This is a genomic window from Serratia sp. SSNIH1, from assembly GCF_002935055.1.
GTDB lineage: Bacteria > Pseudomonadota > Gammaproteobacteria > Enterobacterales > Enterobacteriaceae > Serratia > Serratia nevei.
In genome coordinates, this window is record NZ_CP026383.1 from 2,460,116 (window position 1) to 2,472,660 (window position 12,545).

Here is a 12,545-nt window from a genome sequence, read left to right on the forward strand (position 1 = left end):
GTAAAATGATCTTCAGAAAAGTAACTGATTTGATTGGCAATACTCCCGTCATTCAATTACCGCTGGCGCAATCTGAATCTCGCCTTTATATCAAAGTGGAGAAAAACAATCCTGGCGGGAGCATGAAAGATCGCATGGCCAGAAATATGATTGTTGCGGCGCTGAAATCAGGGCGGATCCAACCAGGCGGGACAATTGTTGAATCATCGTCAGGCAATACGGGGATCGGCCTGGCCATTGCGGCTATCGAATTCGGGCTTAAATTTATTGCAGTGGTGGACCACCATGCCGCTCAGGATAAAATTACCATCATGCGAGCTCTGGGAGCAGATATTCGTTACGTTAAGGGTAATTACGGCGAAAATGAAGTCGCGGTTGTGGAACGACAGCGTATGGCGGCTGAAATTGCGAGTGAAATACCCGGCGCAGTGTTCATGAACCAATCAGATAATGCAGCCAATGCCGGTGGATATGCAGACCTGGTGCGTGAAATTATCTGCCAGATTGGCAAAGTCGACGCGTGGGTTGGATGTGTTGGTACTGGCGGTTCGATGACAGGGATAGCGCATGGCCTCAAGGTTCATAATCCGGATACAGTCACGATCGCCGTAGAGCCAGAAGGCTCTATCGTATTTGGAAAGCCGGGAAAGCCCTATTATCAATCAGGAACCGGCACACCGGAAGGAGACACCGTCGGATTAGTTCTGGATTACAGCTGCATTGATTATGGTGAACAGGTTTCCGACGTCTGCGCTTTTGAAACTGCACGCTATCTTGCGCGCCGTTTCGGGCTGCTTGTTGGCGGTTCTACCGGTGGTGCAATATATAAAGCGTTGGAATTTATCAATAATGGAACGATTCGGGGGAATGTGGCTCTCGTTATTGCAGATGGCGGTGAAAAATATCTAAATACGATCTTCAATGAGGAGTGGCTCAAAGAACGGGATCTTCTCTCCGAGCAAGTTTGGGGGCAACTTGATAGCTGGTTTGCACTCTCTTCTGTTGAGGAGGGAGAATAATGTTCTCAGGCGAGAAGTTAAGGGTAACAATATGTGGGGCCGGCCGTACGGGCCATCTTGCTGCCATTTTATTCAGTCAAAATCCCGCAGTTGCAGTCACTCTCTACACTAGCCGGCCAGAAACTGTCACCGCATATCAAGGCAGTGGCGCTCAGTTGCATGCGATCATGCCTGACGGAAATGTTATAAAAGCCCCTGCCGTCAGGATGACGGCGTCAGCCGATGAAGCCTGTAGCGCTGCAGATCTCATTATCATTACTGCCCCAAGCCATGTGCGCGAAAGCGTGCTTCACAGCATCGCGCCAGCGCTGCCCCGGCATAAGCAGGTCTTCGTCGGAGCCATTCCCGGTTTTGGCGGATTTGACTGGATGGCAGAAAAAGCATTTGGAGGCTTATCGAATATTGTTATATGGGGCATGAAAGATGTCCCCCATATTGCGTTTGATCTTGTACCTGGAAAAAGTGTCAGGATGGGGGGGGCGAAATCACAGTTGTACGTGGCTGTTCATTGCCGGGAAACACCTGAGAATACCGATATTCTGCTTGATTACCTAAAGCAGCTTTATGAAGCTCCCGTCACTCTGCTTTCTAATTACCTGGAGATTACCCTTACACCAGGAAATCCAATCATGCACAGCTCCGTCATTTATGGTCTCATCGGTCCATGGGGGCAGTGGCACGGGCATGCTTTCAATCATATTCCGTGTTGGTGGAGTGACTGCCCGGAACTCGGTGCTTATTTCCTCGCTCGCTGTGATGAGGAAAATCAGGCCTTATGTAAAGCGGCCGAACTTTCACTGGGTATCGATCTCAGCTCTGTGCAGTCATTGCAGCAGGAAATAGTCGAGGCATACGGTGACTCAATTTCTGACCCCAGAACACTCCTCAGCGTTTTACGAACGAATAAGGCCTATGAGGGTATCCCGCTGCCTCTGATCCGCGAAGGGCGATCCGACACTTTTATTTTTGATAAAAACCATCGGGTTTTTCGGGAAGATATTGGCTGTGGTTTAAGCCTGCTGGTTTCGATCGGCCAGAGGCTCAGGGTGCCAACACCATATATAGAAGAAATCTATTACTGGTGTTGCGAGTATATGGGAGGGAAGATTGCCCCCTCTCCGATCCCCGCCGATTGGCCAACGATAAGGGGGGAGTGAGGATGCGCGTAACGGGCAGCGTGACTTTTATTGTCCAGTTTCTGTTTATCGTGCAACTGCTTTCGATGGGAGCGATGGAAATGAGTGGCCCTTTTTGGCCGCTTCATCTCGAAAGTATGACGTCCACAGAACTACTGAGCATCGCTGGCACGGGAGTGTATATAGCGCCGATGCTTGGCGTTATGCTAACCAGTACATTCTGGGGGCGGGTAGGCGACAAAACGGGCAATAAAGTCATGATGATCCGCGCACTGATGGGCCTGGCATTAACGCAACTCGGGCTTGCTTTCGCCAATGAAGTCTGGCTGGTGCTTATTTTACGTTTTTTGCAGGGTACCTGTGCGGGTTATATTGCGCCGGCTCAGGCCTATGGTATTGCAATGGTGCCAGCGGCACAGCGTACGAGACTTTTTGCCTGGTTACAGGTGTCAACCAACGCAGGCTCTTTGGCAGGGGCGATTATCGGGGGAGCCATTCTCGATCTACTGAGTTTCTTCTGGATAAACGTCAGCGCATTTATTATTTGTACGCTGTGTGCACTGATTGTTCTTTTCATATTACCTGCTGATGCTCCTCATGAAGTCTCGTCCACTTCAGCTGTTCATTCAAAAGATAAGAAAAGGACTCCAACTGGAATCAACAATGGCGTCATTGTTGGCTTACTGACGGTTCTTGGCTTGTTATTAATGAGCCGCATGATTACGCAAACGCCTTTTTCTCTTTATGTCAGCACGGTGTTCAATGCCCCTAATTGGCTAACAGGATTAGCTTATGGATTACAGGCTACGGGAGTGATTGTATCAGCGTCTCTCTGGGCAAGATTGTTTGAAGCGCACGATATAGCCAGCACGCTCTACCGAATGGTGGGGGTCATCATGGGATGTATCCTGGTAACACTGCTGCTGGCTACAGTAAGGGAAACCCTCTGGTTTATCGGGCTTTATTTTTTATGGGGAATTCTCCTTGGCGCAACCACGCCTGTGCTTACCGCATTAATCTCGCGTACAACAGCCGAAGGTATGCAAGGGTATATATTGGGGGTAGTCCAGAGTATCAGCCAGTTCGCCTCCATTGCAGGTATTGCTTTGGGGGGCGTAGTCCTTCTCTGGCCAGGGTTGTCAGCGTTGTTTCTTTGCGTTGCGGTCATGTATTCCATGACTTTAATTATTACGTTAAAAATCAGCCGCTCTTCAAGGGAATTCAACAAGAAAATAGGTTATGAGAAATGATATTACGACTTGTGCTCTTTATTGTATTGTTAACCTCATCAGTTGCTCATGCTGAACAGACGATGACGCCTGTAACCGATCTCTTCGGCCGGACCGTTAACATCAAATTACCGGTACAGCGTGTCATCCTTGGGGAAGGGCGCCAACTGTATCTGGTCGCCATGCTTGATAAAGAAAATCCTGCCAAGAGGATAGTGGCCTGGCGGAAAGATTTAATACAGTCAGATCCGGCAACATGGCAGCAGTACCGGCAACAGTTTCCACAACTGGAGAAAATCCCGACATTTGGGGGCCGCGAGCAAGGGGCCTTCGATATCGAACAGGCTATTAATCTGAAACCTGACGTCATCATCATGAATATGGATGCGCGAAATGCCATTGTTGACTCAGGGTATGAAGCCGCACTTGCCAGTGCGGGTATCCCAATTGTCTACGTGGATTTTCGGTATGACCCTATTGCACATATTCCTCCAACAGTGAAACTATTTGGCGAGTTATTTGGCCAATCGGAACGCTCTGAAGCCTATTTGAAATTTCGCGAGAGTGAGTTACAACGCGTCACATCCAGGACTTTAAAATTAAAGAATCCATTGCCAAAGGTATTTTTAGAACGTCTTGGAGGTTATTCAGAAGAATGCTGTATGACCTTTGGCAAGGGGAGCTTTGGGCGTTTTACTAAATTAGCCGGAGGAGACAATATCGCAGCCAATCTTGCTCCCGGTTCATTTTTTACGTTAAATCCTGAAAAGGTGATAGCTGCAAATCCTGATGTCGTCATACTCACCAGCGGGAATTTTCAGGCCTTCGTTCCTGGTGGAAGGTGGATCCCTCTCGGGCCGGGCGTCAATATCGACGAATCCAGGCGTAAGCTGGCATGGTTCACCAGCCGTCCAGCTTATGCAGATAGCACTGCACGCCGTAATAGCGCATTTTTCGCCATCTGGCATCAGTTCTACAACAGCCCGTATGATGTCATTGCCATCCAGCAACTAGCCAGATGGATACATCCACAATTATTCGCGGACCTGGACGCTGATGACACATTCCGTCGCCTGCATCAGGAATTTCTTCCCGTTCCGTATCAATCCGGATATATGGTAAGCCTGCAAAAAGAGGAGAATAACCATGACGTTAAGTCTGGCACAACTCCGCGCTGACACGCCAGGGACTGAGCATGTTATTCATTTTAACAATGCAGGAGCAAGCTTAATGCCTGTCCCGGTTATACAGGCTGTACATGAACACTATTTAAAAGAAATTACCCTCGGTGGGTATGAAGCCGCAGATCGTGAGCGCCAATGGCTTGGTGATATATATGGTTATCTGGCGAAATTGATCCAGGCAAAGCCTGCAGATATCGCGCTTGTGGAAAATGCTACCCGGGCCTGGGACATCGCATTCTACTCTCTTCCCTTGCGCCCAGGGGATATCATCCTGACTTCGACCACTGAATATGCAGGCAATTATATACCTTACCTGCAACGACAAAAACGTGATGGCATTCAGATCAACATTCTGGAAGCGGATGAGGATGGGGCTGTTTGTCTGAAGCAGTTACAACATGCCCTTGACAATCCTCGAGTCAGATTAATCAGTCTCCCAATACTGGGAACTCATGGAGGACCAATACAGCCGGTAGAAAAAATAGGCGCCCTTGCTCGTGATGCTGACGTGTGGTTTTTCCTTGATGCTTGCCAGGGTATTGGACATTTACAACTTGATGTCCAAAAAATTGGGTGCCACGTGTTAACAGCCTCAGGGCGTAAATACCTGAGAGCTCCACGCGGTACGGGTTTTTTATGGATGGACAGCACCCTGAGTTCGAATATTGAACCGGTGTGGCTTGATCACCATGCTGCCAGTCTTATAGATGAGCAGCGTTATCATATTAGCGAAGGAGCCCGACGATTCGAATGCTGGGAGGCAAATATTGCTGACAGGCTTGGCCTGGGGGCGGCCGCGAAATATGCGCTTTCGTTAGGGCAAGGTAAAGTAACGCAAAGGATTTTTAATTTGGCTAAGCAACTTCGCTCAGGCCTGAAATGTATACCGCACGTTCAGTTACAGGATAAAGGAGAGAATCTGTCAGGAATCGTTACATTTACAGTTAAAAATAAAACAGCTGAATCTGTTAAGGAATACCTATCGGCTCAACCACGTCGAATTAATGTCTCATGTTCTCGATCGAGTTCGACATTCATTGACATGCGAAATCGTGGGCTGGAGTCAGTCGTTCGTGCATCCGTTCATGCGTATAACAGTGAAGATGAGATAGATATCTTACTTAATGCCCTTGAAAATTTCAGGTGAGGTGAACATGCAGTATGAGGTAATATTACATCCAGTTGCCTTGATCCGTCCCTCTGAAGAGGTCAACATGGAACATGTTATAGCATTAACAGAGGAGATAGCGCGTTGCCAAAAATGGATAACACCCGTTCCCATTGAAAAAAACACGGGGATCATTATGGATGGCAACCATCGATATCGCGTGGCCAATAATCTTGGGCTAACGTACCTTCCTTGTATATTGCTTGACTATACTGATGTACGCGTGAGAGTACACGACTGGAATAATGGTGAGCCGTTCTGCCCGTTAAAAATCAGAGAGCACATAGTCAACCAAGGAAAAATTTTTCCGTATAAAACCACTCGTCATTTATTTTCACCGGTTCTTCCAGTTGTTGATTTTCAGCTAAGGCAGTTACTCGATATAAATTCATTAACCATGTAACTATTGTTGGCTCTGAAAAAAATTAATACCGGAGCCTTTTTTGCTGGAATAGTTTTGCACTAGGGAGTTGGCATGGACTGTGGAATCACTGAGGTTTTGCTACTTGTAGTGAATGCTTTTAGAAACTCTGTCATTACTTAGCTCATGACATTTTAATAATCGCCAATGCTTAGAGGTTTTTACAAAAACCAACTCTATCGACAAATATATACCTGCTAAAACGATTGAGCTTGTCGATAACATCTGCCAGCAGCGTGTTCCGTTGATTCAACTGACAGAGATGGCTTTTGGAAAGGGCGGAAAGGCACAAAAATCTGACTGGTCGCCGGCATCACTGACATGAGAAACGGTTTCAACTGTAGTGGCACAGTAAATTTGCCCACCTGATTAAAGGTGATATTCTCACTCCAACATGAAACAGGTGACTTAATGAACAAGAAAACTAAGCGTACTTTCACCCCTGAGTCCAGGCTGGAATGTGCACAGCTGATTGTTGATAAGGGATACTCGTATCGGCAAGCCAGTGAGGCGATGAATGTCGGCTTTACCACGCTTGAAAGCCGGGTACGCCAGCTCAGGCGAGTGTGTCAGGGGATCACGACTTCTGCGACCCCCATGACTGCAGAGCAGCAACGTATCCGCGAGCTGGAAAAGCAGGTTCGCCGCCTGGAGTAACAGAATACGATATTAAATAAGGCTACTGCGCTCTTGATGTCCGACTCACTGAACGGTTAACGATAGTTGCCAGGCTGAGTGACAGCCACACGGTTGTTACCCTTTGCTCCGCTCTGGGAATACACCGTAGCAGTTACCGATACTGGCGAAAACGACGCGATACTGTCAATCCGGCGCGAGTCAGGTTGTACAGCGAAATACGCCAAGCATGGAACCAGAGTCGGGGCTCTGCTGGTGCACGCACTCTGGCTGAAATGCTGACCCAGAACGGCGTCCCGATGAGTCGTTACCGTGCCGGGCGTCTCATGAAATACCTGAATCTGAGCAGTTGTCAGCCCGGAAAACATCAGTATAAAAAATCCCCGCCAGGAACATATCTGTTTGCCGAATTTACTCGAGCGTCAGTTCACTGTGCCGGAGCCAGACCGGGTATGGTGTGGAGATATTACGTACATCTGGGCAGGGCATCGCTGGTGCTATCTGGCAGTTGTCATGGATCTTTTTGTCCGCAGAATTATCGGCTGGAGTCTGTCAGCGAATGCCGATACAGCGTGGGTAAGTCGTGCCCTACGGATGGCCTATGAGATGCGTGGCCAACCCCGGTAGGTCATGTTCCATAGTGATCAAGGAAGCCAGTATACCGGCCTTAAATATCAACAAGTTCTTTGGCGTTACAGGATAAAGCAAAGCGTCAGTCGGCGAGGGAACTGCTGGGATAACAGCCCAATGGAACGCTTCTTCCGTAGTCTGAAAACAGAATGGTTCCGACAAATGGTTACGCGGGGAGTGATGAGGCCCGGCGTCAAATCGGCGGTTATATCCTGAATTACGACAATAGCGTCAGACCTCATCATTACAACGGGGGGCTGACGCCGGAAGAATCAGAGAACAGATACCGTTCTTACTGTAAAACCGTGGCCAGTATTACTTTACCACTACAACCCCAATCTGCTGTTGTTGCCTGGCTTGTCGTACTGGCTGAAGTTGTTTTCAGGCATCTATCAGAGGATACGTACTTAAAGGTGGCGAAGATCTCAAACCCACTAGATTTAATGAGTTCATCGTTTGACTCTTTAATTGTCATGCTCATTTTGCTATCGATCGTTATTTCTTGGGTAACGATGCGCCTTATCTCAAAGCGTAGAGATTGATAGCATAATAATGTCCGTTGCCCTAATAAAAGGGCATCTCACCACTAATAAGTTTGCATTAACGGAAAAGGCGCCTTTTCCTTCCTCCATTGTATTTTATTTATTGGGAACCCCGTTGAGTAATGGTTAATCCACCGCAATCGTCTCCGATACCGTCGGCGTAAGGAATATTTTGCCGCTTACGCCGGGTAGGGCTGCGTGCTGCAGCGCCGCTGCGTACTGACGCAAAGGATAAATCGCGGCAGGTGGGCGCAAAGCCAGCTGGCCGCGTCGCAGCAGCTGGAATAGCTGATAAAACGCCGTTTGCCACTGCGCCGGTGCTGCCTGCGCATTCCATTTGCGCAAGTGGAACAGCGAAGCGCGCAGCTTCAATTCGTCTACCACGCGCCGCCAGTCCACCTGGCGCCCACCCAGCAGGCCCAGCGCCACAAAGTCGCCGCCGGTGCGAACCGCCCGCGCCAGCTGCAATCCGTCTTCTCCGCCGATGCAGTCGATAGCGGCGCGGGCGCCAAAGTGGGTCATTTGCGCCAGCTGCGGGGCTTCAATAACGCGCCAGGCGCCGGCGGCCAGCAGCGCTGGGCGATGAGCGAGGTTGCGTACCACCACCGCCAGACGAATGCCACGCAGCGCCGTCAGTTGCGCCAACAGCAGGCTAACGGCGGAGCCGCCGCCGTTGAGCAGCAGCACGTCGCCGGCGCTGAGCGGTAGCCATTGCGTCAGCAGCACCCAGCAGGTGAGCGGGTTGATATAGATTTGCGCTGCGCTGGCGTCGTCGATGTCGTCCGGTACCCAGACCACCCGTTCTTCAGGCAACGTGACGAAGGTTTGCCAACTGCCGTCACCCGCTACCGCCAGTGCGCGTCGGCCGGTCGAGCGTCCGCTTTGCGGATCGACGATGACGCCTACGCCTTCATAGCCAGGCACCTGCGGCAGGGCGATGCGGTGCGCGTATTGGCCGTGAATCGGGATCAGGTCGGAAGGGTTGATCGGGGCATAGCGCATCTGCAGTAGCCGCCGGCCGGGGCGCAGCGACGGCATGCTCGTCTGCTGCAGCGCCAGCACCTGGGCGGGATCGCCGAAGCGGCTGAAGCTCAATCGGGGAAATGACGACGGCATGGGTTACATCACGAAGAAAAAATAGACATCCAGCGCCAGCAGCACCAGCCACAGACAAAGATACAGCACCAGGTGCTCACGCACGTTGTTGACGATAGCCGCCAGTATTCGGTTTAACATTTCAGCCGCCTGAAGAAAGAGACCTTTGATTATAGTCCTTTTCTCGGCACCTTTTATAGCGGGGCGCGCGTGAGCGCTGGAAGAGTGGCGATAAAAAAGCCTGCGTTATCGCAGGCTTGATGTTACACCGCCAGCAGCGCCAGCGGCGTCGAATTCGTTGGCGCGCTGGGCGGGTAGAAATAACGCAGCACGTTATACAGCGAGTAGAACTCCAGCCGGTTGCGCGCGTTGATCTTCTCCGTGATATGGCGCTTGTGCACATACACCGTATGCGAGCTGATCTGCAGCTTTTTCGCGATGCGGTAGTTGGGCATTTCCGCCATCCAATATTTCATCACCGTCAGTTCCTGCGGGCTGAACAGGGAACGCTCTTCGCCGTCATCGGCCAGCGCCAGCGGATTTTCGCGCAGCGTGCGCAAGGTGAGCGGCAGAATGCTTTTATTGAACAGGAACGCGTTATCGGCGATGCGCATTGGCGTTTCGCTGTAGGGGTAAGGCGTATCGAGATAGATAAACAGCAAGGCAGACTGACTGGCTTCCATAAACGCCAGCAGCTGTGCGTCCGCTTCGTTATAGCGGCACTGGTTGCTGAGGTTCACCAGAATGTGGCTCGGCTGAAAGCTGGCCAACAGCGGCGTAGCGTACTCAATGCTGTGGCAGCACTTGATCGTTGTAATCCCACTATCAGCAAAGTAGCTGGCTATACCGACCCGGGTGAAGCAGCATTCGTCCACGACAAGTAGTTTCATGGTGACGTCCTTGTTGAAAGCCGATGGAGCATATCTTCTGTAAAATAGGACTTACACTGCAAGTGTTCAATTCGGAAATTCAAATGCTGAATGCAAGAAATTTCCGTTATCAGAATTTTTACTTGGTATTTAAAAGAGTTAGCAGGTTAATAAATTGTAACCGCCAAATTTTGCTGTCCAGGGCTCTGCGGCAACCTGGACAGAGAAATCCTTCGCTTAGCTAAATCGTTTCAGACCAAAGCTGGAGACGTCGACCGGCGGCGCTTTGTCCTGCGCGAACAGCGCGGCAATCTCACCCAACGCGCTGGCGAACTTGAAGCCGTGGCCGCTCAATCCGCTGATGACCATCAGGCGATCGCACTCCGGCAGGGTATCGATAATAAAGTCTTCGTCGGGGCTCATGTCATAACTGCAGGCTTCGCCGTGTAAACATACGCCTACACCCGGCAAAAACTGCCGCAGGAAGGAGAAAACTTCGGTACCGTCGCTGGCGTAGCTACCGAAGGGTTTACGCTGCTCGGGGGCATCCATCGGCTGCCCGCCGTCGTGTTTACCCACTTTCAGGCCGTCGTTATCCGCCGGGAAGCCGTAATAGTGCGTGCCGTCCTGCGCTTCGACGGTAAAGGCCGGGAAGCGATTGTTCACGCTGTAGCGGCCGTCCGCCTGATGCCAGGAGAATACCTTGCGCAATGGCGTAATCGGCAGCTGCGGCAACAGCGCTTTCACCCAGGTGCCGGCGGTGACCACGGCTTTTTGCGCCGTGAAACGCCCTTCGCCGGTGACGACCTCAACGCCGCCATCGATAGGCTCCACCGCGCTGACCGGGCAGTTGAACAACTGGCTGCAGCCGGCCTCTTTCGCCAGCTTGATCAGGCTGGCCACCGCCAGTTCGGAACGCAGGAAGCCGGCGTCCGGCTCGAAAACGCCGACGTAACCTTCCGGAGCGCGGAATTCCGGCCAGCGTTGAGCGATCTGTTCGGCACTGAGGGTTTGTGCGTTCAGGCGGAATTTCTGCGCGCTCTGCTGAGCATTGCGAATGAATTCGGAGTGCTGCGGCCCCAAATTGAGCACGCCGCACGACTGGAACAGTTCCTCGCCGGATTGTTGAATCAGCGCATTCCACAACGCCTGTGCGCGCAGCACCAGCGGCACGTACTTTTCACCTTCGCCGTAAGCGTGACGGATGATACGGGTATCGCCGTGATGGCTGCCGTTGCGGTGCGGGGGAATGGCGCTGTCGATCATCAGCACTTTCAAGCCGGCCCGGGTAGCGTAATACCCTGCCGCCGCGCCGACTGAACCGCTGCCCACCACAATCAAATCATATTCCACGTGCCCACCCTCTCTGATAGCGATTTCTTATCGCCCCATGATAAAAGGTTGCCGAGCGCAATGCACTGATTGAACGGCGAAAGGCAAAGAAAAAGGCGCCGGGAATGGGGCGCGGCGCCTCAGGGGTTAGAGGACGATGAATCAATGTTTTCTGCGATCAAGATCCTGGTAATCCGTAGCTTCAATCTTGGCGATGCCGGCCTCTAAAATATTGATTAATTGACGGGCGACATCTGTGGTCAGCCAAAGCGTTCTGTCTACTTGGGCTTCTTCTGGCGTTTGGTCTAGTGAAGACAGGTAATGAAGGCGTATCATCATGGCGTCGTAAACGTCGACAGTACTGATATCCCAACCGACAAGCGGGTGCGTCTGAATTACTTCATCATTTCTGTCCATAAAGACCCCTTATTGAGTAGTAACTACCGTGAGTGACTAACGAGGATCAATGCGGCTCATCATCATGAGAGCAATTACAGTATACGCATCCGCTTTCATCGGTGGAGGGGGTTGTCACCGAAATTTGCAAAATAAATATTTATTCGAACAATTATTCTACAAACCGGTATGCGAATTTTTGGATGAGTAAAGCGCAGGGCGTTATTCCGCGCCGGCTGGCGGCGGTGAGCCGTGCAGGCATTTTTCCAGCTCTTCGGCCAAATGGGCGAAATGTTTTTGCGTTTCGGCGTCGCGGTTCTGGCTGTGCGATTCCAGCTTCAGGCTGTGGATCAGCAGTTGGTTGGCTTTGTCATCCAGGCTGAAGGCCAGATAAGAGAAAGCCACTTCCAATACGTTCAAGCGCCTTTTCTGATCGGCAATCAGCGCCAGCAGTTCACCAAACGTCATCGCGTCTTCGGATTTCACCTTGTCCGGGGCCATGCTTACTCCTTTGCGTTAACTACAGCGCTGAGGCGGATTTTGTTCCAAAGTAAGGGTAAGCGATGAATGGGCAGGGCGCCAGAAACAAAAAAGCCGGAGAGCGACCCCCGGCAAAAACAGCATTGCAGTGTTATTCTGCGCTGAACCACTCGTCCGCGCTTTCCCAGGTTTCCTGAAGGATTTCCTCGATCAGATCCCGGTCGGTTTTGGCGCCTCCCAGCACGGAGAGGCCGTTGGCGCCGGCATAACGTACTTGCACGACGGCGTCTGGAAACTGGCGATTGACCCGCTTGCCCAGTTCGCCGGTCAGCGCCTCAATGGCACCCGCCGGCAGCGGCCGGGTTTTATCTATAGTGACTTCAACACGCATAATTGCCCCCGAAGCGA

At 51.2% G+C, this 12,545-nt stretch carries 13 protein-coding genes and 1 pseudogene; 7 read left to right on the plus strand and 7 right to left on the minus strand.

Translation table 11 applies throughout. The features are described 5' to 3' along the window. The first annotated feature begins 5 nt into the window (after nucleotides 1-5). The 7 genes and pseudogenes from C3F38_RS11805 to C3F38_RS11840 form a co-directional block, all read left to right on the plus strand. A complete protein-coding gene (locus C3F38_RS11805; protein ID WP_038875474.1) occupies nucleotides 6-1,019 on the plus strand; it encodes a PLP-dependent cysteine synthase family protein in 1,014 nt (337 codons plus the stop codon). Next, nucleotides 1,019-2,176, plus strand: coding sequence for an NAD/NADP-dependent octopine/nopaline dehydrogenase family protein (locus C3F38_RS11810; protein WP_038875476.1), 1,158 nt, complete (start codon nucleotides 1,019-1,021; stop codon nucleotides 2,174-2,176). Before C3F38_RS11805 ends, C3F38_RS11810 begins: the two co-directional genes overlap by 1 nt. A 2-nt stretch (nucleotides 2,177-2,178) precedes the next feature. After that, nucleotides 2,179-3,405, plus strand: a complete 1,227-nt coding sequence (locus tag C3F38_RS11815) for an MFS transporter (protein WP_047727818.1) — start codon at nucleotides 2,179-2,181, stop codon at nucleotides 3,403-3,405. After that, nucleotides 3,402-4,562: an ABC transporter substrate-binding protein gene (locus C3F38_RS11820; RefSeq protein ID WP_055317318.1), complete on the plus strand. Its 1,161-nt coding sequence runs from the start codon at nucleotides 3,402-3,404 to the stop codon at nucleotides 4,560-4,562. Before C3F38_RS11815 ends, C3F38_RS11820 begins: the two co-directional genes overlap by 4 nt. Further along, nucleotides 4,531-5,715, plus strand: a complete 1,185-nt coding sequence (locus C3F38_RS11825) for an aminotransferase class V-fold PLP-dependent enzyme (protein WP_055317319.1) — start codon at nucleotides 4,531-4,533, stop codon at nucleotides 5,713-5,715. Before C3F38_RS11820 ends, C3F38_RS11825 begins: the two co-directional genes overlap by 32 nt. A gap of 7 nt (nucleotides 5,716-5,722) precedes the next feature. Next, complete coding sequence (locus tag C3F38_RS11830) at nucleotides 5,723-6,139, plus strand: ParB N-terminal domain-containing protein (RefSeq protein WP_071605388.1); 417 nt, start codon at nucleotides 5,723-5,725, stop codon at nucleotides 6,137-6,139. A gap of 393 nt (nucleotides 6,140-6,532) precedes the next feature. Further along, nucleotides 6,533-7,743 (plus strand): annotated as a pseudogene (locus C3F38_RS11840) (IS3 family transposase); the annotation flags it as partial. A 348-nt stretch (nucleotides 7,744-8,091) separates the two neighbouring features. Here the strand turns inward: C3F38_RS11840 and C3F38_RS11845 are convergent. From C3F38_RS11845 to dinI, 7 genes are all read right to left on the minus strand, one after another. Continuing rightward, nucleotides 8,092-9,081 carry a zinc-dependent alcohol dehydrogenase family protein gene (locus C3F38_RS11845; RefSeq protein WP_047727808.1) on the minus strand — a complete coding sequence of 330 codons (990 nt, stop codon included), beginning with the start codon at nucleotides 9,079-9,081 and terminating at the stop codon, nucleotides 8,092-8,094. A 3-nt stretch (nucleotides 9,082-9,084) separates the two neighbouring features. Continuing rightward, nucleotides 9,085-9,201, minus strand: a complete 117-nt coding sequence (locus C3F38_RS11850) for a DUF2770 family protein (RefSeq protein ID WP_004927822.1) — start codon at nucleotides 9,199-9,201, stop codon at nucleotides 9,085-9,087. Nucleotides 9,202-9,323: 122 nt separating this feature from the next. Then, nucleotides 9,324-9,950 carry a LuxR C-terminal-related transcriptional regulator gene (locus tag C3F38_RS11855; RefSeq protein WP_038875489.1) on the minus strand — a complete coding sequence of 209 codons (627 nt, stop codon included), beginning with the start codon at nucleotides 9,948-9,950 and terminating at the stop codon, nucleotides 9,324-9,326. Nucleotides 9,951-10,166: 216 nt separating this feature from the next. Next, complete coding sequence (gene solA, locus C3F38_RS11860; RefSeq protein ID WP_055317320.1) at nucleotides 10,167-11,282, minus strand: N-methyl-L-tryptophan oxidase; 1,116 nt, start codon at nucleotides 11,280-11,282, stop codon at nucleotides 10,167-10,169. 141 nt (nucleotides 11,283-11,423) lie between these two features. Further along, nucleotides 11,424-11,678 carry a biofilm formation regulator BssS gene (bssS, locus tag C3F38_RS11865; protein WP_004927812.1) on the minus strand — a complete coding sequence of 85 codons (255 nt, stop codon included), beginning with the start codon at nucleotides 11,676-11,678 and terminating at the stop codon, nucleotides 11,424-11,426. Nucleotides 11,679-11,879: 201 nt separating this feature from the next. Further along, nucleotides 11,880-12,158, minus strand: a complete 279-nt coding sequence (locus C3F38_RS11870; protein WP_038875495.1) for a hypothetical protein — start codon at nucleotides 12,156-12,158, stop codon at nucleotides 11,880-11,882. A 130-nt stretch (nucleotides 12,159-12,288) separates the two neighbouring features. Then, nucleotides 12,289-12,528, minus strand: a complete 240-nt coding sequence (dinI, locus tag C3F38_RS11875) for a DNA damage-inducible protein I (protein ID WP_038875499.1) — start codon at nucleotides 12,526-12,528, stop codon at nucleotides 12,289-12,291. Nucleotides 12,529-12,545 lie beyond the last annotated feature (17 nt).